Annotated in this window: 24 protein-coding genes and 1 tRNA gene; 14 read left to right on the top strand and 11 right to left on the bottom strand. The window is 34.9% G+C overall.

The window, feature by feature from the left end:
* Positions 1–115: 115 nt before the first annotated feature.
* Positions 116–835: a hypothetical protein gene (locus CCPUN_RS02520; protein ID WP_133282016.1), complete on the bottom strand. Its 720-nt coding sequence runs from the start codon at positions 833–835 to the stop codon at positions 116–118.
* 282 nt (positions 836–1,117) lie between these two features.
* Positions 1,118–1,855 carry a 3'-5' exonuclease gene (locus CCPUN_RS02525; RefSeq protein WP_133282017.1) on the bottom strand — a complete coding sequence of 246 codons (738 nt, stop codon included), beginning with the start codon at positions 1,853–1,855 and terminating at the stop codon, positions 1,118–1,120.
* Between the two features lie 92 nt (positions 1,856–1,947).
* On the opposite strand from CCPUN_RS02525, the gene uvrA reads away from it, so the two are divergent.
* The 5 genes from uvrA to CCPUN_RS02550 all read left to right on the top strand — a co-directional run bounded on the left by uvrA (position 1,948) and on the right by CCPUN_RS02550 (position 12,317).
* The gene (gene uvrA, locus CCPUN_RS02530) at positions 1,948–4,800 is read left to right on the top strand and encodes an excinuclease ABC subunit UvrA (RefSeq protein ID WP_320410534.1); all 2,853 of its coding nucleotides are present in this window, start codon (positions 1,948–1,950) and stop codon (positions 4,798–4,800) included.
* A 290-nt stretch (positions 4,801–5,090) separates the two neighbouring features.
* A complete protein-coding gene (locus CCPUN_RS02535) occupies positions 5,091–7,001 on the top strand; it encodes a hypothetical protein (protein ID WP_133282018.1) in 1,911 nt (636 codons plus the stop codon).
* A 249-nt stretch (positions 7,002–7,250) separates the two neighbouring features.
* Entirely contained in the window at positions 7,251–9,878 is a 2,628-nt protein-coding gene (alaS, locus tag CCPUN_RS02540; protein ID WP_133282019.1) for an alanine--tRNA ligase, read from the top strand.
* A gap of 174 nt (positions 9,879–10,052) precedes the next feature.
* On the top strand, positions 10,053–10,382 hold the full coding sequence (locus CCPUN_RS02545) for a thioredoxin family protein (protein ID WP_133282020.1): 330 nt from the start codon (positions 10,053–10,055) through the stop codon (positions 10,380–10,382).
* 162 nt (positions 10,383–10,544) lie between these two features.
* Positions 10,545–12,317: an ABC transporter ATP-binding protein gene (locus CCPUN_RS02550; RefSeq protein ID WP_133282021.1), complete on the top strand. Its 1,773-nt coding sequence runs from the start codon at positions 10,545–10,547 to the stop codon at positions 12,315–12,317.
* Positions 12,318–12,573: 256 nt separating this feature from the next.
* On the opposite strand, the gene CCPUN_RS02555 is transcribed toward CCPUN_RS02550, so the two are convergent.
* The 9 genes from CCPUN_RS02555 to CCPUN_RS02595 all read right to left on the bottom strand — a co-directional run bounded on the left by CCPUN_RS02555 (position 12,574) and on the right by CCPUN_RS02595 (position 19,671).
* A tRNA-Ser gene (locus CCPUN_RS02555) sits at positions 12,574–12,662 on the bottom strand.
* A gap of 121 nt (positions 12,663–12,783) precedes the next feature.
* Positions 12,784–13,131: a DUF167 domain-containing protein gene (locus CCPUN_RS02560; RefSeq protein ID WP_133282022.1), complete on the bottom strand. Its 348-nt coding sequence runs from the start codon at positions 13,129–13,131 to the stop codon at positions 12,784–12,786.
* A gap of 119 nt (positions 13,132–13,250) precedes the next feature.
* Positions 13,251–13,778, bottom strand: coding sequence for an NUDIX hydrolase (locus tag CCPUN_RS02565; protein ID WP_133282023.1), 528 nt, complete (start codon positions 13,776–13,778; stop codon positions 13,251–13,253).
* A 130-nt stretch (positions 13,779–13,908) separates the two neighbouring features.
* Positions 13,909–15,507 (bottom strand): ArnT family glycosyltransferase, encoded by a 1,599-nt coding sequence (locus CCPUN_RS02570; protein ID WP_165941913.1) that lies wholly within the window; start codon positions 15,505–15,507, stop codon positions 13,909–13,911.
* A 13-nt stretch (positions 15,508–15,520) separates the two neighbouring features.
* The gene (locus CCPUN_RS02575) at positions 15,521–16,237 is read right to left on the bottom strand and encodes a phosphatase PAP2 family protein (protein WP_133282025.1); all 717 of its coding nucleotides are present in this window, start codon (positions 16,235–16,237) and stop codon (positions 15,521–15,523) included.
* The gene (gene mltG, locus CCPUN_RS02580) at positions 16,238–17,269 is read right to left on the bottom strand and encodes an endolytic transglycosylase MltG (protein WP_133282026.1); all 1,032 of its coding nucleotides are present in this window, start codon (positions 17,267–17,269) and stop codon (positions 16,238–16,240) included. It lies immediately after the preceding gene.
* Positions 17,270–17,505: 236 nt separating this feature from the next.
* Positions 17,506–17,883, bottom strand: coding sequence for a 30S ribosome-binding factor RbfA (gene rbfA / locus CCPUN_RS02585; protein ID WP_133282027.1), 378 nt, complete (start codon positions 17,881–17,883; stop codon positions 17,506–17,508).
* A 10-nt stretch (positions 17,884–17,893) separates the two neighbouring features.
* Complete coding sequence (gene tpiA, locus CCPUN_RS02590) at positions 17,894–18,667, bottom strand: triose-phosphate isomerase (RefSeq protein WP_133282028.1); 774 nt, start codon at positions 18,665–18,667, stop codon at positions 17,894–17,896.
* Positions 18,668–18,690: 23 nt separating this feature from the next.
* Positions 18,691–19,671, bottom strand: coding sequence for a pyruvate dehydrogenase complex E1 component subunit beta (locus tag CCPUN_RS02595; RefSeq protein ID WP_133282029.1), 981 nt, complete (start codon positions 19,669–19,671; stop codon positions 18,691–18,693).
* A gap of 328 nt (positions 19,672–19,999) precedes the next feature.
* Here CCPUN_RS02595 and CCPUN_RS02600 point away from each other — a divergent pair, with 328 nt between their 5' ends.
* From CCPUN_RS02600 to CCPUN_RS02635, 9 genes are all read left to right on the top strand, one after another.
* A complete protein-coding gene (locus CCPUN_RS02600; protein ID WP_133282030.1) occupies positions 20,000–20,263 on the top strand; it encodes a F0F1 ATP synthase subunit delta/epsilon in 264 nt (87 codons plus the stop codon).
* A 259-nt stretch (positions 20,264–20,522) separates the two neighbouring features.
* Positions 20,523–21,083: a Pvc16 family protein gene (locus CCPUN_RS02605; RefSeq protein WP_133282031.1), complete on the top strand. Its 561-nt coding sequence runs from the start codon at positions 20,523–20,525 to the stop codon at positions 21,081–21,083.
* Positions 21,084–21,118: 35 nt separating this feature from the next.
* A complete protein-coding gene (locus CCPUN_RS02610; protein ID WP_204594641.1) occupies positions 21,119–21,955 on the top strand; it encodes a hypothetical protein in 837 nt (278 codons plus the stop codon).
* A 41-nt stretch (positions 21,956–21,996) separates the two neighbouring features.
* On the top strand, positions 21,997–23,484 hold the full coding sequence (locus CCPUN_RS02615; protein WP_133282033.1) for a phage tail sheath family protein: 1,488 nt from the start codon (positions 21,997–21,999) through the stop codon (positions 23,482–23,484).
* 113 nt (positions 23,485–23,597) lie between these two features.
* Positions 23,598–24,062 carry a hypothetical protein gene (locus CCPUN_RS02620; protein ID WP_133282034.1) on the top strand — a complete coding sequence of 155 codons (465 nt, stop codon included), beginning with the start codon at positions 23,598–23,600 and terminating at the stop codon, positions 24,060–24,062.
* A 91-nt stretch (positions 24,063–24,153) separates the two neighbouring features.
* On the top strand, positions 24,154–24,609 hold the full coding sequence (locus CCPUN_RS02625) for a hypothetical protein (protein ID WP_133282035.1): 456 nt from the start codon (positions 24,154–24,156) through the stop codon (positions 24,607–24,609).
* A 40-nt stretch (positions 24,610–24,649) separates the two neighbouring features.
* The gene (locus CCPUN_RS02630) at positions 24,650–25,099 is read left to right on the top strand and encodes a phage tail protein (protein ID WP_133282036.1); all 450 of its coding nucleotides are present in this window, start codon (positions 24,650–24,652) and stop codon (positions 25,097–25,099) included.
* 44 nt (positions 25,100–25,143) lie between these two features.
* Positions 25,144–25,314 (top strand): hypothetical protein, encoded by a 171-nt coding sequence (locus CCPUN_RS04720; RefSeq protein WP_165941914.1) that lies wholly within the window; start codon positions 25,144–25,146, stop codon positions 25,312–25,314.
* Between the two features lie 25 nt (positions 25,315–25,339).
* A partial coding sequence (locus tag CCPUN_RS02635) for a CIS tube protein (protein WP_165941915.1) occupies positions 25,340–26,069 on the top strand: 730 nt, incomplete at its 3' end.

The following is a 26,069-nucleotide window of genomic DNA, read 5'->3' on the forward strand; positions in this document are numbered from 1 at the left end:
TCGCAGATACTAAACCTAAATGATCTAGAACTTTACTGCTTGCTTCCATATCAATACAAAATAAATTAATAATCAATCTAAAATTACATAATTATTTAATTAAAAAAAACTTTTTTTAGTGCGGAATGTCGGTAGTAAATATCCATAGGTTACCACAAGTGACTACACCATATACATCTTCTTTAATGGAGTTTTGTTCATACGCTGTATATAGCTCCATGCAGTTTTGTAATAACCCATCTTCAAGTGTTGAAGGTTTTTTTACTTCTGTAACGAATAAAATATTATCGCTATAATTTGGACTACTTTTTATGCGTACTACAAGATCAACATCTCCTTTAGCCATTGTACCACCATATGTATATTGATCTGAAAGAAATATTTTTGATTTATTGTTAGATACACGTTCCTGTGACACTTCATGAACCATTTCTGTTATAAGAATATTAGGATAATTAGAAAAGGTAGCCTCTTTCCCTTCTATGTTTGTAAATCCTCCTCTAGTTTCTATAATGCGTTTAAATGACTTTATTATAAATTCTAAATTATCCTTATTAATTATCTCTTTTTCAGGCTTAAAGCTCTCTATATTTTCAATTTTAAAATCTATATGAAACTGGTCGTTAAACATCTTAGGTGTCCATTTACTAAAACCTGCAATGTTTTGTTCTTTTTCTTCAGATCGCCCTTTTTTCTTATCAGATTCATGATTAGCATGATTATAAGGCCGTTTTCTACGACTTGTTATGCTTAATAATTGATGGTTGGAGCAAGATTGACCCAATAGCAGCAATAAAAGGTATATAACCAGTTTTAAATATTTAAATTTAATCATATTAAAACATATATCTGATTGTCAAATTGTACAATATTTTTACAAAATTACTTTTTCTAATGGAGAGGTCTTTATCTTACTTAATCACTTTAAGTATCTACTCATTTTAGAAGCCCATGGTCCCTTTTCAATTTCTGCTATGCGTGGATCTTTTGAATCCATGTCACATTATGTACCAAATGTTAATCAATATTAAGAAAAAAGTTTGATATACCTGGGAAGTTACGAAGAAATGAACATCATAATTTAGTGCACTACCAAAACCAAATGTTGCAAATTCAACTAGGTAAGAATAATATGTTCCGGACTTAATATAGGTAACCCATTTAGTTTACAAAATACTTGTGCCAAGACTGCAACATCCTGCATACAATATTTTGTAATGGTTTCCATATCATTTTTTGTGTAATAGTAACTATTGACTTCACTTCCTTCCATAATTTCTTTACTAGATACTATACCAAAGATCGTAGCCATAAGATGTAAAGAAGTAAAACTCTTGCGATCTCCAAATTTCCACATTTCCATGGTATCTAGATGGGGAACCTCCCAAGGCTTTTTACCACCCATGTTAAGTACTCCTGGTATAGCGATATTATTTATAATCATCCTTCTACACAAATAAGGAAAATCAAATTCTTTTCCATTATGTGCACAAAGCTGTAAATGCTGTTCTGTAAATTGTTCTAGAATAGATTTAAAATTTTCCAATAATTCTTTTTCATTGTGGCTTTGTAACCCCTTAATCCGCAATTCGGTTTCTCCCTTTTCATTATTGGTGAAATACCCTAGAGCAATGACAATGACCTTTCCAAACTCTGCATAAATAGCTGCTTCATTAAAAAAAGAGCATGCAGGATCTACCTGTTCCGTAGAACGAGCATGTAATGCATAAGATTTTTTATCCCAAAGTAACCGCATTGCTTCTGGTAATGCTTCATAACTTTCTGTACACGAAACCGTTTCTATGTCAAGAAAGAGAATTTTTTTAGTAAATTGGTTATTGCTTTTTTGATACATCTGTTAATTTAATATATCTTGTATCGTTTACTAGTAAATAACTGTACGAACAGGCGTTTCTCCTATTTGGAATTGTAAAGTACAATAAAAAAATGCAAATGTCTGTATCATCATCTACCAATTTAGTATTGGATAATTTAAGTCCCAAAGATTTTATTATCATTAAAGGTGCGAGAATGCATAATCTCAAAAATTTGAGTGTTGCCATTCCACGAAATCAATTTGTAGTTGTGACAGGGCTATCTGGCTCTGGTAAATCATCTCTAATCTTTGATACCCTTTTTGTCGAAGCACAACGCATGTATATAGAGAGTTTAAGCTCCTATGCACGGCAATTTTTAGGAAAACTAGAAAAACCAGCTGTGGATTCCATTTTAGGAGTATCCCCTGCAGTATCCATTCAGCAAGCTGTTAACAATAAAAACCCACGTTCTACAGTAGGCACAGTTACAGAACTTTGCGACTATCTACATTTACTTTATGCCCGCATTGGAACAACCTATTCTCCTATAAGTGGCCAGAAAGTTAGCAAAGACAGTGTGTCGGATGTAGTAGATTATATCAATCAGCATGAAGATGGCACAAAGATCTTGATTCTATATCCCATGGTGGCCTTAAAAAGCAAACAAGATTTATTAAAGAAATTAAGGGTAGAGCAAGGAAAAGGATTTACCAGAGTTATACAGGGAGAAAAGATCTTTGATATAGAAGAATTACTAGAAGAAAAAACAAAGCTGGTATTAAGCAAGCCCATATATGGACTAGTAGACCGTATTATGGTTAAAAAAAATGATCAAGACAATCAATATAGGATAGCAGATTCGGTCCAAGTTGCTTTTTTTGAAGGTATGGGTAGCGCTATTGTAGATGTCGTTGGAGTAGAAAAGAAAACTTTTTCGGATCGCTTTGAGCTAGATGGCATAACGTTTGAACAACCTACTACCCACTTTTTTAGCTTTAATACCCCCCATGGCGCCTGTAAAACCTGTGAAGGTCTAGGAGAAGTGATAGGTCTGGATGAACGAAAAATCATACCCAATCCTGCACTTTCTGTTGCAGCAGGAGCTATAGCACCTTGGAATAGCCCTACCATGCGAAAATGGCTGAATCCACTTATAAACCAAAAAATAAAGCTGAACTTTCCTATCCATACACCTTATGAACAACTCAGTCCATCTCATAAAGAAATTTTGTGGGAGGGGAGAGGTGATTTCGCAGGCCTTTATCGTTTTTTTAATTTTTTCGATTCCCAATCCCACAAAATACAGTACCGTGTGCTATCCGCTCGCTATCGCGGTAGGATCTTGTGTCCCTCTTGCAGAGGTACTCGGGTGCGTTCAGATGCCCAGTATGTCAAAATCAATGATCGTTCGATTATAGATTTACTATTGATACCTATAGATCAATTAATACCATTTTTTGATGCATTATCGCTTACAGCAAGAGAGCAACAAGTTGTAGAACAGGTTTTAGGGGAAATTAAAGATCGGTTGCATTACCTAATGCAAGTAGGCGTAGGTTATCTAACCTTAAGTAGGCCTATCACTACACTGTCTGGAGGAGAATACCAACGCATTAAGTTGGCTACAGCACTAGGTAGTCCACTTTTTGGCACCATTTATATTTTAGATGAACCTACCATTGGGCTACATCCCCGTGATACCGAAAGATTGGTAGAGATACTGTTGAATTTAAAACATCAAGGCAATACCGTTATTGTAGTAGAGCATGAGCCTTTAGTTATGCATGCAGCCGATACACTTATTGAAATAGGCCCTGAGGCTGGCACTCATGGTGGCAACCTTATTTTTCAAGGTACTGTACAAGCGTTGATGCAGGGCAATACAACACATACCGCACGCTACTTAACTGGAGTGGCATCGATTGCTCTTCCGACACAGAGGCGTTCTGCAAAAAAAAAGTTGCTTATAAAGCATGCAACCATACATAACCTTAAACAGGTTACAGTAGAAATTCCGCTCAACACATTAACAGTTGTTACAGGCGTAAGTGGATCAGGCAAGTCTTCTTTAATTCAAGAAGTGCTATATCCAGCACTGGAAGAATATTTCGAAAGAAGAGTGGTGCATCCAGGCACACAAACTTTTGAGTATACCAATGCAGTCTTGGCTGGCGACCTCTATGGCATTCAGTCTGTAAAATTGGTTAGCCAAAATCCATTAGGGAAATCCTCTCGTTCCAACTTAGCCACCTATATGGGTATGTATGATTTTATTCGGGACATCTTTGCCAAGACAGATTTAGCCCGTGAACGTCGATACCATCCAGGTCATTTTTCCTTTAATTCAGACAAGGGTCAGTGCGTAGATTGTGGTGGTGAAGGTGAACAACGCATAGAAATGCAATTTATGGCTGACATTTATCTACCTTGTGAAACCTGTAAAGGAAGTCGCTTTAAGCCTGAAATACTCGAAGTAACCTATGTCGGCAAGCATGTAGCGGAAGTCCTAAGCATGACGGTAGATGATGCTTTAGAATTTTTTGCAGACCATACGTCCATTTGCAATAAACTTAAGGTTTTGGAAAAAGTAGGTCTTGGTTATGTACAACTGGGTCAGTCCTCCAGTTCATTAAGTGGGGGAGAGCTGCAACGGCTAAAGCTGGCCTATTACCTAGAGAAGGAGCAGATAAGTCAACCTATTTTGTTTATATTCGACGAGCCTACTACTGGTCTCCATATGCATGATGTGCATAAATTACTAGTAGCCATGCATGCCTTAGTAGATAAGGGCCACTCTGTAGTGGTTATTGAGCACAACTTAGATGTCATTAAAAGTGCTGATTGGATAATAGATCTTGGCCCAGATGGAGGCGCTCAAGGTGGCCAAGTTGTTTTTACTGGGACTCCAGAGGCTTTGGTAGAGATACAAGGCAACCACACTGCCCACTATTTGCGAAATATAATAGATGGGTTACAAAGATAAAATTTATTATGCTTAATTACTTGCATGATATAAAATTTTATGTTATAATTGTAAAGGTACTTTAAACAAACCTGTTTTTAAATAGGTACGTTTTCATGATATGTAAAAATTAGTGCAATATATTGAAAGAGAATGCAGTGAGGGTTTGGATGGGTTCATATATTGTGGTATATTGCATCTATATAATTAAAACAAGTGGCTTGTAATTTTTGGGTTATCTTGTTTTTGTTGTATGGTTAAATAATTCGTTTTTAAAAATTTAGTAATTCATAAAAATTGGTTTTAGTAAAATGATATATAAAAAAATTGTAAATAACGTGCCATCGCTATCTAGTCTTCTTCTAGCGGGTATGGTATTTGGTGGATGTAAGGATGAGAAAGGTGCTGCTGATAATACTGATGCTGAAGTGGTTGCTGAGACTCAAGCTGATAATTCTACTGTTAGCAGCAAGGTTTCAATTGACTATACAAAGCTTTCAGATAAGCAACTTTGGTCTTTTTTAAAAATAGCGGGAGATGTTTTTAATTCTGTAGATTTAGGATATCTAAAAGATAAGCCACCTTATTTGGAACATAGTGAATTCGTAAAGATTAAAGATGGAAGTGAGGCTGCACAAAAATTATCAGACTACATAAAAGGTCACGCTAACTGGGGGACTAAGGAATGGAAAGAGGGATTTAAAAAATTGTCAAGTAAAAAAGTTGCAGGAGGCGGTAAAGGTGGTGATATCCAAAACAAAGCTGGCTGGGTAGAAGGTTTGGATAAGCTTATTAGGCCTATGTCTGTTTTTCATGAAGTTTATGTTCAACTCATTCGAGGAGGTCGAGATGTTAATGTAACAAAGTTGGAAGAAAAAGTAAATAGTCTTGTTGAGGAGATTTCAAAAGAAGGTACTTTTTCTAAAGGCCGAGAGTTTTTCAACCATGGTAAGCATATTCCCCGCAGTACTGATTCATTGACATCTGTTAAAGCTATAATTGAAGTAATTCAAAACCAAAGTGAAAATCCAAAGCAAATGTGGCTTTCTAAAGCTGCTCCTGGTGCTGCTGCTGGCGTGAATTGGAATATTGCAATACCAGATGATGTGAAAGTAAAAGGGAAAGATTCTTTACTTATTCCTGAAATTGCGCAAATTGTTATAAACACTAATAGTGAACTAGCAGAAGTGCAATTAAAGCAACTCTTTTTTGATTTGTTTGTGCGTGTGCAAGGTGACTTGTCTTTTATGGAAATGGGTCCTGTAGCAGGAAATAAATCTAATGTTAAATTAAAACCCGAAGCATTTGCTAAGCTTTATGATTTAGCAATAGGCGCAGGTACTGATTTTGCAGCTGGTTTAGTACAGCATATTAATAATGCTTGCACAAATAAATATGCAATCCAAGATCTTGAAGTTGTACGTTCGTTAATGGCTGAATTAAAGCCTGCTGATTATAAGTCACGTTCGGCTAAGCAGTTAATGGATCGCATTAACCTTGTCCGGGTAATGGCGCGGGTTCCTCATGGTCCTCCTGCTGATCGTGCAGCGATTATAGCTTATGGTGATGATGCTACCATCAATGCAAGTAATCATAGCTTTGTAAAAAAGCTTTGTAATAAGGTAGCGCGTTCATTTTCCCTTGTTGCCGATGGTGGTGCTGCTGTTGATGGCGTAAACCCCATTTTACAGTTAGGCGGCGCGTTCGACATAAATTCACAAGGTGGTGGTGCGAAGTTCGTAGATGCGATAATAGACAAGATCATTAAGCCAGAGTTGGATAAGTTAATTGTAAAGATTGATGTGGAAAATCCTGCTAAATATGAAACTACTCCTATTACTGATGGCCTTATAGGACTAATAAAAGAGTTAGGTGATAAGTTCTCTAAGGATCGTACTACAGATAAGATTTCTTATAAGGATATGGAAAAAGTTAGCGGTGACGGAGGATTTGATATAGATGTGCTTTCTAAAGTTGTTAAGGACGCTGGTACGGTTTTTCACTACATTTTTTCAAGTGTTCCTAGTATGATTTCCGGAGGGGCTGTAGCAAATGTCAAAGAGATTGAATCTCTGATTATAGATGCTAATGCGAAAGCAAAGTTGATGAGTACAATCAAGAGAGCTCGATATGATTATGAGATAGAGGATAAAAAGGAAAAGGAGGCTGAAGAATATAACAAAAAGTTAGAAGCTAAAGAAGCTGCCGCTCCTGCAGCATAGGTTTTTATCTTTGCTTTTTGTGGGAAAGTAAGAGTGGAAGTCAGCTTTTGTTGGCTTCCACTTTTTTTATATTTTCACCTATGCCTCTTAGACATACAACTAAATAAGCCTTAAACATATTAAAAAGACATCCATTGTGCGTCTTGTTTGAAAAAAATATTTTACCCATACCTAATTTTTTGCTATATTTCATACCAATGCAAAACGCTGAAAAAGTAGATTCAATATTTGAACATTTTTGGTTACTAAATGAAATCTAGATTAATACGAGAAAAATTTATTCAGTTTTTTACTGAAAGAAGCCACCACCACCAACCAGCTGCACCCATCGTAAATAAAGATGACCCCTCACTGCTTTTTGTAAATGCAGGGATGAACCCTTTTAAAGATATTATCCTCGGAAATCAGCCAAGTACCCATCCACGGGTAGTAACTGTACAACCTTGCTTGCGTGTTTCTGGTAAACATAATGACCTAGAAGAGGTAGGCGTAGATACCTACCACCATACCCTCTTTGAAATGCTAGGAAATTGGTCATTTGGAGACTACTTTAAGCAAGAAGCTATCCAATGGTCATGGGAACTGCTCACAGAAGTGTACAAACTTCCTAAAGATAGAATATATGTAACCATCTTTGCTGGAGACAAACAAGATGGCTTAGAAAAAGATCTGGAAGCAGCACAAATTTGGTCCCAATACCTACCTGAAAACCGTATTCTGCCCTTTGCTAAAAAGGATAACTTTTGGGAAATGGGTGCTCACGGACCCTGTGGCCCTTGCTCTGAAATTCATATAGACATCCGCTCCGAAGTAGAACGTAACGCTATACCTGCAGCTAACCTGGTAAATCAAGATCACCCACATGTAATCGAAATTTGGAATCTTGTTTTTATGCAATATAACCGATTAGCTTCTGGTAAATTGATAGATCTGCCCAATAAACATATCGATACGGGCATGGGTTTTGAACGGTTGGCTATGGTACTACAAGGCAAGCAGTCCAACTATGATACAGATATCTTTGTACCCCTTATAGCAAGAATCGAACAAATTTCTGGAAAGCAATACTGCCAAAATGAATCTATTGCCATTGCCATGCGTGTGATTGTAGATCACGTACGTGCCGTAGTTTTTGCCATTGCCGATGGGCAAGCTCCGTCTAACACAAAAGCGGGCTATGTCATGCGCCGCATTTTGCGTAGAGCTGTTCGTTATGGCTATAGCTATCTAGACATGCAACAACCCTTTATCTATCAGTTAGTATCTGTCTTGGTAGAACAAATGGAAGGTGTGTATGCAAATCTTACCTTGCAACAAGACTATATTGAACAAGTTATTCAAGCAGAAGAAACCGCTTTTTTAAAAACTTTGGCTGCTGGCTTGCATCTGTTAAATCAACTAGATAAAAATAAAATCAACCAAGGCATGATAGATGGTCGTGTTGCCTTTGAACTCTATGATACACATGGTTTTCCCCTAGACCTTACAGCCCTTATTGCAAAAGAAAAAGGACTGGTTGTAGATGAAATTGGTTTTCAGCAAGCACTCCAAGAACAAAAATCGCGTTCTCAAAAAGATGCCTTTGCCACCTACAGCGACTGGCATATAGTAAAACCAGGACTACATTCCCACTTTATAGGGTATGACCAATACCATGTCACTACAACTATAGTACAGTGGCGTAGCGTTAGCGATAAAAATGGTATGCGTTACCAGTTTGTATTAGAAAAAACGCCTTTCTATCCAGAAGGAGGCGGACAAGTGGCTGATGCCGGCTATATGGTATCTGGAAATGAAACCATCGTTGTTTTAGATGTACAAAAAGAGCATGGGTTAATCATCCATACCGTAGCTCAGCTGCCTACTGAGCTAGAAAGAGCTGTAGAGGCCTACATAGACATAGAAAAACGCACCCTTACTGCCAATAACCATACCGCTACCCATCTTTTACAAGCTGCACTTAAACAAATATTGGGGGAACATGTATATCAAAAGGGATCTCTCGTTACGCCCGCACTATTGCGGTTTGATTTTTCTTATCCTACTAAGTTATCTCCTGAACAAATTAAGGCAGTTGAAACCATTGTAAATGAAAAAATTAGGGAAAATATTGCTTGTGTAGCACAACACAATATTCCATTAGGAGCAGCTAAGGCAATGGGAGCACAAGCTTTATTTGGTGAAAAATATGGAGAAAAAGTTCGCGTTGTTGGTTTTGAAGGTTTTTCTATAGAACTTTGTGGGGGTACACATGTCCAATCTACAGGCCAAATTGGTCTCTTTAAGATGTTAAGTGATGTTTCCATAGGTACAGGAACACGTAGAATAGAGGCTATTACCGCCACTGCTACAGAAGCTTTTGTGGATAGACAATTATCTGTTTTAGGTGCAATAACTACATTGCTGACAAATTCAAAGGATCCAGTTAAGGCAGTAGAAACTTTGATACATGAGAAAAAGCAATTACAAAAACAACTGGCCCTTTATCACGAAAAGGAAATTAAGTATATTACAGACCAGCTCCAATCTAAATTGGAAGAGCTAAATGATGTATGTTGCTTGATTCAAGAGGTGCAAGTCCCTCATGCAGAAGCATTACGACAAATTGCCTTTCACTATAAACCACAACATGAACAAATGCTTGTAGTATTGGCTGCAAAGCTAGCAACGAAAGCACATATAGCGCTATTGCTATCAGATAGATTACAGAAACGTCTTGGCAAGAATGCCCATGATGTTATTAAATGTATAGCTCCATATATTGATGGTAATGGTGGGGGGCAAGCTTTTTTTGCAACTGCTAGAGGAGATAAACTAGAGGGAATCCCTATAGCTTTGCAAGCAGTTAGAACACTACTGGAAGTACTTGGTAAATAAATCAATATTGTTTTGTTTTATGCTATATTAGCTGTATTTCAAATGTTTATAGTATAAAATTATACATCCATCACGTTGCAGTTTTGTATATGGAGGGATAATTGTGTAAATTTGCTTATCTGCTGATAGATAATAGGCGGAGTATATAAAAGGGAAAAACATTTATTTAATTTTATGAACACGGATGTTTTAGAACTTACAGATGCTGATTTTCAAGATGTTATCAATCAACACGAACTTGTTTTGGTCGATTTTTGGGCACCATGGTGTGGGCCTTGTATGAAACTTAGTCCTATTATTGAACAATTGGCTATAGCCTATAAAGGGAAAGCTGTTATTAGCAAAATTAATGTAGATAATAATAGTAGATCGTTTTATAGATACTCTATTAAGACAATACCTACAGTATTGATTTTCCATAAAGCGTTTCAAATGGAACGGTTGGTGGGTGGAAACTTGCCTATAACTCAATTTGAAGAAGCTTTGAATAAGTATTTGGTTTAGCTAATGCTTATCCATCAGAATCTTATGTATTTTATAAAAGTGTCTGAATAGATGAATCCTGGATGATCAATTGTAAATTGGCAATTTTTCATTCAGTTACGTTTATTTTGGTACGCTGTAAATCTGTGTTTAGGTTCTAAACTGGTTTTGCGTTTTCCACACATGCAACAATATATTACTAAAAATTTACAAACTTTTGTCTTACACTTTGTAAAACAGTTCAAATGGCAATTTTTTGCTATGGCCTGTTTTCGAATGTGCTTTGTGCTAGACAATTTGGTTATACCATATGCGTTTAAGGTACTTGTTGGCCGGCTTACAGAGTTGGCAGACGATAGGGTAGGAGCTTGGGTGAAACTTAGTTGGCCTCTTTTCTTTTTATTTTTGGTAATGCTCTGTATAGATGTGTCATTTCGTCTATTTGACTATATAAAAGCAAAGACCCTTCCTGCATTTGAGGTAAAAATACGTCTTTGGATAGTCCACTACTTACAGGGTCATTCTTATAGCTTTTTTACAGAAAATTTTGCTGGAGATCTTGGCAAGCGAGTGAATGATTTAACAGATGGTATTAGCCAACTGGTGATAATGACCTTATCATCATTTTTGCCAACGTTTGTTACCATGGTTATGGGTATCGTTTCTTTTTCCCATATACAGCCTGCTTTTGGTGTGGTATTAGTCATATGGCTTGTATTACATATTACAACCTATATTGTGTATTTAAAAAAGTACAACCATTATACTGCATTTCACGCAGGTAAAGCAAGTCTTTTAACGGGAAGTATTGTAGATGGATTTAGTAACATACTGAGCATAAAACTTTTTGCACGAAAAAATCAAACAATAGCGCATCTTATTGGTCCACAAAAAATAGAACAAAAAGCTCATGAAAAAGCCTTAATGGTAATTATGTATTTACATTTTGTAATTAGTGCTCTTTCCATTGGCTTTATGGGTGTTGGATTTGTTTTTTATTTAATTCATTATTGGCAACTTGGTGAGCTAACCATCGATGAAGTCATTTATGTTTTTTATGCAGGCAGTAATATATGCAACCTTGTTTGGGCTTCTGTAGCAGATTTTCCTGACTTTTTTGAAGAAGTTGGGTATTGTCAGCAGGCCTTAAAACTTTTACAGCAAGAACATGCTGTTTTGGATGCTCCTAATGCTAATGCATTGATTTGTAAATCATCCAATATTGTATTTAAAGATGTTTGCTTTGCTTATATTCCAGGCAAGCCTATATTTCAAAAGCAAAATATTTTTATAAAACAAGGTGAAAAAGTAGGATTGGTAGGCTTATCTGGTAGTGGAAAAAGTACCTTTGTTAATCTTTTACTAAGATTTTTTAATATAGATGGTGGTACTATTACTATTGATAGTCAAGATATATCTACCGTTACACAGGAGTCCTTACGGAATAATATTGCCCTTATACCCCAAGATACAACGTTGTTTCACAGTAGTATATTGGAAAATATTCGCTATGGACGTAAAGAAGCAACGGATGAGGAAGTTATAGCATGTGCAAAAAAAGCAAAATGTCATGACTTTATTATAGGGTTACCCGAAGGTTACCATACCTTTGTAGGGGAAAGTGGTTCTAAACTTTCTGGTGGCCAGCGCCAGCGTATAGCTATTGCACGTGCTATGTTAAAGAATGCTCCTATTTTAATACTTGATGAAGCAACTTCTGCTTTGGATGCCATTACAGAAATGGAAATACAAGAAAGCTTGTCTCATGTTATGGCTGATAAAACTACTATTGTTATTGCCCATAGACTGGCAGTACTCTCTGCTATGGATAGGGTTTTGGTATTTGATAATGGAAAAATAATTGCAGATGGACCACATGAGATGTTGTTGGCTACAAGTCCTCTGTATATATCTATGTGTAAGATCCAGTCTGAAGGTATGGAGTCTTTTGCTTAAAAAAACAGTGCTTATATTTTTTTTCGGTTGTTATACTTGTGAGCAAGGTTCATGATGCTATCCAGGTCTGGGTATGATATAAGAAAAAATAAGATGTATGAAAATATGGGAGAGGCGTTTCGAGGGCATTCAAGCATGGACAAACAAGTATAAAAACGAAGATCCCGTATGTTTATTAGACAATTAGGTTAGTCATATTATTCCAAGTTTGAAAAAGTCAAACAGATGAATATAAATCAGGGGTAATTATAAACAGTAGAGTAGGGGGGATTCGAACCCCCGGTGCCCCGTTAAGAGCACACCCACTTTCCAGGCGGGCACCTTAAGCCACTCGGCCACCACTCCAAGCCTTTTCTAAAGTTACGCTTTTTTTTCTAATTAAGAAAGCTTGAAATCACTAATAATCTTGATTAATATACAAGTTATTCCGTATACAACTAAAAATAAATGCTTTAGCGTTTCCTAATTAGAAGAGTGTCGGCAATGGCTTAGATAAAGGTAATTTTTCAGCTAATTGATTCGACCAAGGTTCTATTTTAAGCGTTTTGTGACGTGAGGTAGATCCACTTACTAGATGGATGTTACTTTTGGGTATATCTAATGTTCTAGAAAATAAATCTATAATGGCTTTATTCGCTTTTCCTGCTTCCGGAGGAGCCTTAATACGTATTTGTAACACATTGGTTTCATCTTTACATATCCATCCTTCCATTTTATCTTGATGGCTTTTAGGTTTTACATAAATACGCAAAAAATATGCTTTAGGACATATATTGTTATTAGATGTTAATAATTGTTCATTTTTCATCTGCATAAAATAAAATATCTTTTAATCCATGTTAAATATATAATAAGATTGGTTTTATTTTATCCATCTAGTCCAAATCTTGTAACTATATAATTAATTATCAAATAAAAATATTTTGATTAAGTCTAACGTAGAGGTAGATATTTTCCCAAATTAGCAGTGTCAGTTGATGATACACAAAGTTGGAGTAGTTCTTTGCCTCCTGGAATTACCTTTAATTTATTACATTCTTGTAAATTGACCCATACATAATCAGTATGCTCCTTATTTAGGGTAATGGTTGGCTGGTCTTTAAACGCAATTGTTTTAAACAAGTGCAAAATGTAATCTATAGCATCTTGTTTAGTTTCTTGTTGCAATAATCTCATGTAAACAGTTTGTTCAAACACAAGTTGTGCTTGGTTAAGTTGTATAGCTGTTTCTTCGAATGTCTCTCTGATTACAGTTTGAATCGGTGTCTCATCTTTTTCCAATTTACCTCCTGGCGCACACCATTTACCTCCACACAAATTGGAGTCATCTCTTTTAAGTAGTAAGACTTTACCATCTTTATTAACAATATAACATACTGCTATTTGATATATTGGCTTGAAATCCTCTATTAAACCATCAGAAAATGACATCAAACATCCTTCCAAAAAAATGAGAGCCATACCGATATTATTTTTATTGTTAGACCATATTACGACGTGACGTAAGTTATTAAAACATATTAATAATATAAAGTTAATTTTTTTATAAAATTACCTAATTTTATCCCACTGTGCTACAGGCATGAATGGATTACATAGGCAGTCGTTGATAAAAAGCAAAACATCCAGCACTTTTAAGAGGGATAATATCTTTATAATTCTTTAAAATATTCGTTTCATTTTTGTATAAAATAAAAAAACAAGGTTTATCAATAGCTCCTTCTAAAAACCAATAGATATTTTGCTTTTTTAAATTCTTATCTAGCTGTTTATCTGCATAAAATAGTGGGGCTGCAGCTTTAAAACCAACGGTAACGAGATAGACATCTTTACTTTTATATGCTTTGCAAAAATGCACAAGTTCTCCTTGGCTATATGATTCTATTTTAGGCGCGATATAGGTTAAAAATAATGTAAGTGATAAGCTATTTGCAGTCATCGATGATACAATAAAGGGGATGAAACGATTTTGTGAGAAACAATACAAGGCGATAAAAATGCCAATTAAATAAATAAGCCCTGGTATACTATCCCAATAATTCCATACTACAGGCATATCCAATGCATCAATTACTTGCTGATTTTTAATCAAAGGGAAAAATATTTCTTTATGGAACCCAATCCATGGAATGATCAAGAAAAAACAGCCAATACATATACTGCCTAAAACAAATAAAAATGGAATCGTCTTATTATTTATTTTTTCATGGTTATCCAATAAAGTGTATAAAAAATTGGCAGTAAAAAAGGTTATAGGAAAATAAGCCATAGAACTATAATGTACTATTTTTGTGCCTACAAATGTGAAAATCAATAAAACAACTATCAACAAAGCTTGCATGTTAGCAGCAAAATAGTTTCCACGTATCCATCCTAATTGTTTTAAAGAATATATGGAGAACAAAGAACTTGGGAAGCAACCCCAGAAAAGAACTATATAATGGTAATACCAAGGTTGATTATGTGTATCAACTGGTTCAGAATAAAGCAATATGTGGTAATTCCAAAATTCTTTTATAAAAATGAATCCACGTTGCCAAACCTCTGGAATAATCCAGCAACATACTATACCTCCTGCTACTAGAAGTGCTAAAGCCAGCTGTTTCCACTCGATTGGTCGTATGTCAATCCATATTCGACTCAACGTTAAGGTAAGCAATGGTATGACAAATCCTATAGGTCCTTTGATAAGCAGCGCTAACCCTATAGCCACTCCAGCACCAATAGGATAAATAGATTGTGATAGATTAGATGGCTGCATGGTATTGCGAGATAGCAAATAAATTGCCAGCAACATAAAATAATTTAAAAAAGGATCTATAATACCTGATTTAAAATAAAAATGAGGTAAAAAAGTAGTTGCATGCAAGCACATCCATAGAAGGCCAAATTTACTTCCATTGTATTGTTTACCTATAGCGTACAGTGTTGAAATGGTTAATACCCCGCATACTACATTTGGGAAGCGGGCTCCTACTTCGTTAATGCCCCAAATTTGCATACTTAGAGCTTGTATCCAGAAAAAAAGAGGAGGTTTTTCGTAAAGAGGCTGAGAATTGAAAGAAACTTGACCATATTTTTTAGTAAGTAACATTTCTCTAGTACTTTCTGCAAAGTAGAGTTCATCTAAATCAAAAAGATGTATATTCCCTATACCTAATGCAAAGGTAATTCCAAAAATAATCAGCAAATAAATAATATATTTATTCTTTAATTTTAATAGAAGTGTTTTTAACATGTCTTATAATAAAAAGATAGACTGGGTTATCTAAATAGTTTATTTTTTGGAAATGAATAAAAAAAATATAAATTATTGTAGAAGAAGTTATTCCAATAATGCCGCCTACATAAACATCTGTGTAAAAATGTTGGAAGAGATAAATTCTTGAATACGCAACTGCAATGGCTAAGAACAAGAGCATAATGCTATAGATCTTTTTTTTATTGCTAATGAATAATTGTATAACAGAAATAAGGGTAAAGATCGTTCCAGCATGGCCTGAAGGAAAACTTAATGTAGTTAATGGCTCAACGCCATTTACTACATGTAGCTGTATATCTGTAGGAACTAATGAAATTGGCCTTAAATAGTGTGCAAAAAAAAGACGTTTCAATATTTGCACAATAATAGACATGCAGACAAAGCTACTACCAGCAATGATAATTTTTCTGCAACTGGCACCAAATAATGTAATGACCGATATAAATAAGCCATATGTAAAACCATCTCCTAGCCAAGTTAAATAGGGGGCTATACAATCTACAATAGGATGGTGCCATTGCTTTACGCTAATAAAGAATGAAACTTTATCAAATAACAAAAAAGGCAGCAAACCAATAGTAAATATTGTTAAAGCACCATGAAAAAAGAAAGCATTTTTGCGCCAAATTATTGTGATTGTAGAAGCCCTTTTTTTCATTTAACGCATAACTTTATTGGAGTTCAGAACTTTTTTATATTTTTTTGTATTGCTTAAATGCTCTTTGTAATTTTTAGAAAAGTAATGAAGACCAGAAAAATCCTCTTTGGCACAAAAAAAGAGGTAATCATGAGCTACATAATGTAGCACAGCATCAATCATAGCAGGGCTAGGCAATCCAACTGGTCCAGGGGGTAGTCCTTTTTTACGATAGCAATTGTAAGGAGACTCCATCCAAGTATCTTTTTGAAGTACTCTTTTAGCATCAATTTGATTTTGCTTTAATATATACATCAAAGTAGGACATGATTCTATGCGCATATTACGTTTAAGTCTATTATAATAGACACCTGCAATCATAGCTGCTTCCTGCAGATTGTTTGTTTCAGATTGCACAATCGAAGCTAAAATAGAAATGTCTATAGGGCTTAATCCCATTGTTTTAGTTTTGCTTAGACGTTGTGTATTCCAAAAATGTTGATAAGCAGCATGCATTTTTAGAAAAAGTTGCTTTGATGAAATGGTCCAATAGACCTCATACGTATCTGGTATAAACATGGTTAAAATGTTTTCCGGGGAAAATCCATAGGTGGATAAATATTCCGCATCGTTTAACAATGATAGTAATGCTTCTTTTTCTAAACCTATAGAAGAGACTATTTTTCTTGCCAAATCTTCCTTATTGGTTGCATTAGAAAAGGTAATTTTAGTTGGATATTGCATCCCTCCACGTAACATTTTAATCATTTTCCAATTACTCATATTGGGAGTTAGTCTATACATGCCTGGAGTATTTTGAGGCTTATAGTTTAGTAGAGATGCTGTCCATAAGAATGAGTATTCATTTTTTATACATTTTTCTTTCTTTAACATATCTCTAAGTTGCTGAAGGGTACATCCTCTAGGAACAATAAGCAAATGCGCTGATTTGTCTAAAACAATATTTGCAGCATATACCACTGAATATAGCAACATACCAATCAGACTACTAGCTATAAGCAGCAACCACTTAATACTTTTACTTTGAATCATAAGGCTAGATTTGAATACAATACGAACAATAATGTATCATAAGAAATATTTAAGTAATTTTCAGTAAATTTTTTAGCGTTATTTTGGGTACGTCAAAAAAGGATCCATGAATACTTTTGATAAATTTTGTGAAATGCTTGCAATAAGCTCTTATTCTGAAAGCCCAGTATATATATAAAATGATGTGGTCTACATTTAAATAGAAGATTTATTTTCTGCATTTCAACTTAAAATTTCTAATCTAAATTATCATTATCTAAATTTAATTGGTCAATTAAAGCAGTAACAGCAGCTCCTTGCATAACGGAATCGTCTATACAGAATACTAGATCGGGTATCCTGCGTGCTTTATGAGCAATCTTTTTACCAAGTAATTTACGAATCATACTTTTTTGAGCTTGTACTTTTTTCAATAGTTCATGTTTTTTCTCATTTAAGGAAAAGCTTAAATACACCCTTGCTACACCAAAATCTTTTCCTAAATAAACAGCTGAAACAGAAATAAATGCATTGTTAAACAATCTGCTTTTTTCTGATAGAAACAATGCGCCTAATTCTTTTTGTACTATCCTAGCAATTTGATGCTTACGAACAGAATCATTAGACTGTATCATGCGTTATATTTCAAGTAATGTTGTTAATCATTTCCATAAAGTGGTTCACTTGCAGCGAAGCCCCTCCAATTAACCCACCATTTACATTAGAACCATTCAATATAGCTGCTATATTTTTTGCATTACAGCTGCCACCATATAAAATAGGTATTTTTTCTCCTATCATGCCATACTGCTCCAATAATATTTCTCTTATAAAATCATGCATTTCTGTTATAACTTCTAAGCTTGCTACTTGTCCTGTGCCAATAGCCCAAACAGGTTCATAGGCAACGAGTAGTTTTTGTACTTCCTGTAGAGTAAGGTCAACCAATCCCCCTTTTAACTGATGATATATAGCTGTTTTATGTTCACCTGTATTTCGCTGTTCTATATTTTCTCCACAGCAAAGAATTGGAGACATACCAGCGGCTAATACTTTTTTGACTTTACTTGCTAGCAAATCATTGGTTTCCTTTTGGTATATTCTACGCTCACTATGACCAATAATTACATACTTGACATCTACAGAGGCAAGCATGGCAGCAGATACTTCTCCCGTAAAAGCTCCTTGGATTTCATGGTGACAATTTTGTGCAGCTAACTGAATAAGGGTATGATGCTGTATAAGTTCCTTGATAGGCCATAAATGAACAAAAGAAGGGGCAATAACCAAGTTTAAGTTAATACTATGTATAGCATCTTTGATGGCTTCTAGTTGAGGAAGTAAATATTGTATACAATCCATTGCTTCTTGCAATGTTTTATTCATTTTCCAATTCCCTATAAGGTATTTATGCATCATAAAACAATGTTTTAAAAATAGTATTAATCTAAATATAAGACAGATTTAAGGGCTGAAACGGTTTTAGATACATTTGGCAAAATAGCTTCTATAAGTGTGGGTGCATAGGGCAATGGAACATCTAAGCTATTTATTTTTTGAATAGGCGCATCTAAGTAGTCAAAAGCATGTTTTTGTACTTGATAGGCTATTTCAGATGCGATCGAGGCTAATGGCCAGGCCTCTTCTACGATCACTAAACGGTTGGTTTTTTTTACAGATTGAATAATCGTAGACAAATCCAATGGACGTACTGTTTTCAAGTCAATGAGTTCTACTGCAACACCTTGTTGTGCCATTACTGCTGCAGCTTCATAAATAACTTTAACCATTTTACCAAAAGAAACCAATGTTACATCTGTTCCCTGTTGTATCACCTCTGCTTTACCTATGGGAAGTAGGTATTCTGCTTCAGGCACTTCACCCAAATCACCATACATTAGCTCTGACTCCATAAAGATTACAGGATTATCATCTCTAATCGCACTTTTAAGCAATCCTTTGGCATCATATGGATTAGAAGGGACAATAACCTTTAAGCCTGGACAATTGGCATACCAGTTTTCAAAGTTTTGAGAATGTTGTGAACTTAACATCCCTGCATTGCCAGTTGCTCCTCTAAAAACAATGGGCACATGAAATTGACCACCAGACATAGAGTGTATTTTAGCCGCTCCATTTACAATTTGGTCTATAGCTACCAAAGAAAAATTGAAAGTCATGAATTCTATAATGGGTCGTAATCCATTCATAGCGGCTCCTATTCCAAGTCCTGAAAAACCCGCTTCAGAAATAGGCGTATCAATAACTCTTTCTGAACCAAACCGTTCCAACATGCCTTGACTTACCTTATAGGCACCATTATATGCTGCGACTTCTTCTCCCATTAAGAAGATCGTTTCATCTTTGAGCATTTCTTCTGTCATTGCTTCACGCAACGCCTCCCTAAATTGTATCTGTCGCATTTTCGATCATTAAATAAATACACACTAAACACAACAAAGATAATTAGAATCGTTGAAAAGAGATAAACTAATTCGATTGACCCAAATAAAATAAAGTGCAGGACTTTCGCATTAACTACTAAAATATCAGGTATAGAATACTTTAAGAAAGTCCTGAATATATTTTTTGCTCATAAAATAAAATCCGTTTGCTTTTAAAAAAACTTTTAATTACTTTATTCTTTAGGAGATGAAAGAAAGGATTGGTAAAACCAAGAGCTAGTAAATAATCTAGCATCGAGGGATCCTATAAATTAGAGGACTTTTTAAGGGGGGCATATATAACAAGATGAATTTATCTATAATGACGTCTGAGTCGAGGATTTTTGATGGGGTAGTGAATAGCGTAATATTTCCAGGAGAACTGGGGCCATTTCAAGTGCTTGCAAATCATGCACCTACTTTAAGCAGCTTAGTATCAGGTAACATTACTTACATGACCAAAGGTATATCTTCATCTATTGCTATTAAAAGTGGTTTTGCCCAAATAGCTCAAAATCAGATTAGCGTGGTTTGTGAAGCAGAAGAGATAAATTCAATAAATGATGTGTGAGTTGTTACTATGCTTTTTTAGACCGGGTATTATAGTCCTTAGAAAAAACTAACGTAACAACGTTTATATAGACATAAAACTTGTAAAGTAGAGTAAGCCTTATAAATTATTGATTTGATAAATCACTGTATTAAGTAATTTTATGCAATGCTACTTTATTATTTGATTTATATCTGCGATAGGTATTAAAAATAAAATATGGTTACTTCAAGAATTTTAAGCTTGTAAAAAAATATATAAATATTAATAATTAAAAAATATGTTCCACCATTGCGCTAGCATAGTTCTTTCCGAAGCGAATCGTTATGTTCAGTCCAAAGCTGATATAAAGGAAACACCCATCTCCTTTGCAATTTTAGGAAATTCTGAAGTAAAAAACAAATCTTCAGAAGGTATTATTATGAGATTGATTGATATTTCCGCATTAGAGTTAAGAAATAATCCCAATGAATATGTTCCTCAAGGTGATGGTTTTGTGGTACGTAAGATGCCGGAAGCCTTTAGTCTGTATTTCTTGTTTTCTGTTGATTATAAAGAGTCTAATTTATTAATAAACCTAAAGCTACTTGCTTATATAGCAGCATTCTTTCAGTATAAGTCACATTTTGACATCCAAAATACTCCTGTTTTACAGGAAGCGGGTATAGAAAATTTCTCTATTGAACTGGTTAAAATGGGTCTTGCCGAGCGATCTATGCTTTGGTCAATGCTGAATACTCCTTACAGCCCATCATTGTTATATAAAGCAGGACTGGTGTTTGTAGGAGATGCCACATTGGGTTTGAAACAGATAGCAGCTTTTTCATCACGTCAGAATTAATTACTATGGCATTTGTTACTAAGTTGTTTCGAATAATGATTTCAAATCGTTACTACCAGGTTCACAATAGTGAAAATGATTTTGATATTATACCACTTCCATCAACAAGTTCCTGGATGACACAGCATCAAATTCGAATGCTGCATTATGCAGATGGTATAGAACTCGTATGGCTTTCACAAAACTATGACCATCCACTGGAATTGTTTAAGAAGAAGGCAAATGGTGTAACCCTTTCTTTTGTGATGACATTAAAAAACACCCAAACACTTAACCTTTCTGAGTTAGAAGCGGGTCATCCAACAGGGCAGGTTTATTATTTGCATAATCGACATGACCATAATGACAACTTACTACATGGTAATGCTTTTATAAGCCCTTTAGATCTTGTAAAGATTAAAGAAGTAGCACACTATCCAACACAACCAGGTTGGAATGTATTTGCCATTATTGATATGGATCTTTCTTATTGGATGCGTCAACTTTCTAAGCAAAAGGATATTGGCGTGCATAACTATAAAATTAAGATCCAAAACCGTTCTACTTTTTGGAGATATTATTTGGTCGACACACGAAATCAGCTTAATGGGAAATGCAAAATTTTACCTAAAGGAGATAGTAATATATTCTGCTTTGGAGCAGTTAAATCATCTACAGAGCTCCCCAATACGTATTATGCAACCTCTACAGCACCTATTGCATTTTGCGATAAGTATGACTATTTTTTTTCCCTTGCTACATTCGATAAGAGTGATACAGGTAAAAATGAAAAAATTTTATTAGAAAAACTTCCTTATCCCACTTATGATTCTATTAAAAGAGATAAGGGAGATAAAAAAAAACTCTATAGTGATATAGTTGTATATGTTTAGTTTAGTTTTAATTCACACTTTTTTTTCAAAAATAAATAAAAATGGCTGAAAGTTTAAAAACTCCCGGCGTGTACATCGTCGAGAAGGATACAGGTGCCAACGCCGTGGTTCAAGTATCAACCGCAGTTCCCGCTTTTATAGGATTTACCGAAAGAGCAGAAATCAATGGAAAGTCATTTCACATGAAACCTGTGCAGATTTCTTCATTGTCTGAATATGAATTGTTCTTTGGAGGACCAGCTGTTCCTGTCTATACGGTTAAAGAAGTAACGGAAGGCCATAAGGATCTAGTTATGAATGGCAAATCTTATATTCTAGAACAGAGCCAAAATTCTACATTCTATCTTTATAATAGTTTAAAGTTGTTTTTCGATAACGGTGGTGCAGACTGTTTTATCGTTTCCGTTGGCCAATATGGTGATGCAGATAAACCACTAGAGATTACACCAGATGTCTTTAAAAAAGGTATAGATGCTTTAGCTGGAGAAGAAGTTCCTACTATGCTGTTAATGCCAGACTCTCTATTGTTGGACGAAGAAGATGCTTCATATTATGCCGTACAAACCTATGCACTGGCTCATTGCGGAAAATATCTGAACAAAGTAGCCATATTTGATATATGGGGTGGTAATCATGAGTTGTCTATAGAAGACAAAAATAAATATGTAAATAGATTCCGTGAGTACATTGGCTTAGATAATCTGAGTTATGGTGCTGCCTATTATCCATGGCTGAAAACCAATATTATTCCACTCAATAGTATTGACTATAAGAATTTCGATTTAGATGCGCTAAGAAACGTATTGAAGGAGGATCATAAGTCTATGCTTAGCAGTTTAATAAATGCAACAACAGAGAAAGAAAAAGTTTATTGGGATGCAGGATTAAAAAATACAAGTAAAGAGTACAAATTACTTCGTAAAACCATTGCAGATCGTTTGAATATTCTTCCAGCAGCTCCAGCTATGGCAGGATTATACACGAGAACAGATAAGGCAAGGGGCATATGGATTGCACCAGCTAACCAGAATTTGAATGCTGTAATTGAGCCCATGGTTAAAATTACCCATGAGGAGCAAGAATCCCTTAACGTAGATGGCATTAGTGGTAAGTCTATTAATGCCATTCGCTCTTTTAAAGGAACAGGTGCTGCCGTTGTTTGGGGTGCTAGAACATTGGCTGGAAATAGCCCAGAATGGAGGTATATTAACGTAAGAAGGTTATTTATACTTATTGAACAGTCTATTAAAAATGCTGCATTCTCGGTTGTATTTAGACCAAACGTTCCAGTTACCTGGGCTGTTGTAAATGGCATGATTTCAAACTTCTTGACCAACCTTTGGAGACAGGGCGCTTTAGTTGGTGCAAGTCCTGAAGAGGCCTTTACCGTTCTATGTGGACTAGGCGAAACCATGTCTCAAGATGACGTTAACGAAGGCATCATGCGTATTTCAGTGAAAGTAGCAGCGCCTAGACCAGCTGAGTTTATTGTCATTACTTTTGAACAAAAAATGGGCGTAGACGGCTAGGTTTTTTGTATGCAAAAGATCTATACATTAGAAGGAGGGAGTAGGTTAACACCCCACCTTCTTCTATTGTACCATTATTGTATTTATATAAAAAAATTAAAATAGGAATAATCATGGCTGAAAATTTATTGATACCTGCTATCGTTCATTTTAACTTAGGCTCAAAATCAATTCAATTAACTGGTTATAACATAGGCATTACGTTAGATAATGGATCTAACTATGTTGATGCAGTCAACGCAAAGGGTAAAACCATTTATGCTATCCGTAAAGGAGGAGAGATTGTACAAGAGGCGGATATTAAGGTTTCTATACTTAAAACACCAGATAAAAACTTTGATGATGACATTAAAAAGTTAAGTAGCGCATTAGCATCTACTAAAGAAAATGATCCTAAAAAATATGTTGAAAACATATCATTTAGTTTTGCCACAAACGATGATAAAACTTTTACACATATACAATTTCAAGGATATGTTAGTGAAATCAGTAGCGAATTAGATGCTGAGACTTCTTTATTGGAAGTGATTTTTGGAATTGTAATTTACGATCCGATGAGTTTTACACTCAAAAAGTAACTTGTACCATTAAGTTCGTGGAGTTTTATTTTTTATACTTTACTTTGATATAGTATAGATTTTTATTTATAGAATTTGATATAAAATTATTATGCAAAGAGTAACCATTGATTATAAACACTTCAATAAGGCTGGCTTTGACAGCAAAACTTGTAGTATTGCAGCTGTTGGAGTACCCAATGAAAAAGTGTCTACCAAAGCAGTAGTGTATAATACGTCTGCAAAAGCACCTCTTATACAAAACCAATATAATGCAAAAGAGGTTGTAACATTTACGGTAGAATTTTTGCCATTTATTACCGGAAAAGACCTATTGGTAAGTGCCTATGATCTGGTCAAAAATGTGCTTACAGATAAGTATACTACAGAACCATTTACGATTTGTATGCATAAAAAAGATGGCTCAATAGATATGCAAGTATCGATTGATGATGTTTTTATTCAAAAAGCCAATATTTTTGTAAATCGTAAAGATGAAGCAAAAGGTGAAATGGGATACATTCGCATACGTTTTACTTTGCAAGGGTTAGGTTTAAAGAGGAAATAATTTTTTATTTACATTTAACATTCTTTTTAAATCTTTCCGTATGGCTGGTTTTGATTTAGTTCATTCGCATGCTTTTCAAGTAGAAGTATTGGGAGTAACAGATGGTAGTTCTCCTGAATACTTCTATCGCATAGAAGGGTTAGATAGTCATGTAAAAACGGAAGACTATCTACCAGGAGGTGCTACTAGGATGTATGCAAGGTATACAATGTCCGAGACCACAGATTTGGTACTAACAAGACCATTGGTAAAAGGGAAAACAAAAATTACCCAGTGGTGTGAAGATGCAATAGATAAGCTAAAGTGCCAACTTACACAAGCGCATATTTTGGTCTTAGATCAAAAAGCCAATATTTTAGCGCAGTGGACTGTAGAGGATGTGTATCCAAAAGGAATATCTATTACTCCCTTTAGTATTCAAGACCAATCAAATACTGGCATAGGAGAGACTATTACTATCGGTTATTCTAGATTAGTGAGAACAAAATAATATAAATAATGTCTTTTTAGGACGTAAAAGATCATATTATTAATATGCCTATTAAAATAAATGAACTAATTATACAAGTTAAAGTATATGAAGCTAATAAAAAGATAGATGTTCCTAAGCATGCTGCAGGCGATTTATTATGGAACACGGAGCAACAAAAATTGGCATTAACAAAAGGTTTTTCGAATCTATTAGCAGAACGAGAAACAAGATAAATAAAAATGATCTATTCATGTAATTATGGATAATAACAGTAATTTGACTATTAGGGCATATACAGATAGTACATTTCAGAAAGAGAAGAGGAGAGAGTTTGTTGCACCTATTAATCCAGAGAATTTTTCTATTAAAAGTGAAGTGAAATACCATCCTCCAAGTATACATCCGAGTCTTAATATCCTGAAATATAGTGGATATCTTCCTGAATTGCTTACTTTTAGTCTTCAGTTTAATGAAAATATAAAAGAAAGTGAAAATATAGATGTTAAGAAAAAGGTAGAAGAGTTTAAAAATGTAGTTTATCATAACGCTAATAAAAAAAATAATGCGCCGAATTATATTCGTGTAACATGGGGGGAAACTGATTTTCAAGGAAGACTTGTTGATTTGGATTTAAGCTATTCTTCGTTTGAGCGTGATGGTAAATTAAAAAGTGCAAAAGCTAATATTTCTATTTCAGGAAAATCTTTGGAAGACTCTCCTATTTCTTCGGAACAACCTAATTCCGAGTCTGATCCTCCAAGGACAATGAAAAAAAGTTTCAGTGTAGATGCTAACAATACAGCAAGTATGAACAATACAGCAAGTATGAACAATACAGCAAGTATGAACAATACAGCAAGTATGAATAATACAGCAAGTATGAACAATACAGCAAGTATGAATAATACAGTAAGTATGAATAATACAGCAAGTATGAATAATACAGCAAGTATGAACAATACAGCAAGTATGAACAATACAGCAAGTA

The organism is Cardinium endosymbiont of Culicoides punctatus (assembly GCF_004354815.1).
Taxonomy (GTDB): Bacteria; Bacteroidota; Bacteroidia; order Cytophagales; family Amoebophilaceae; genus Cardinium.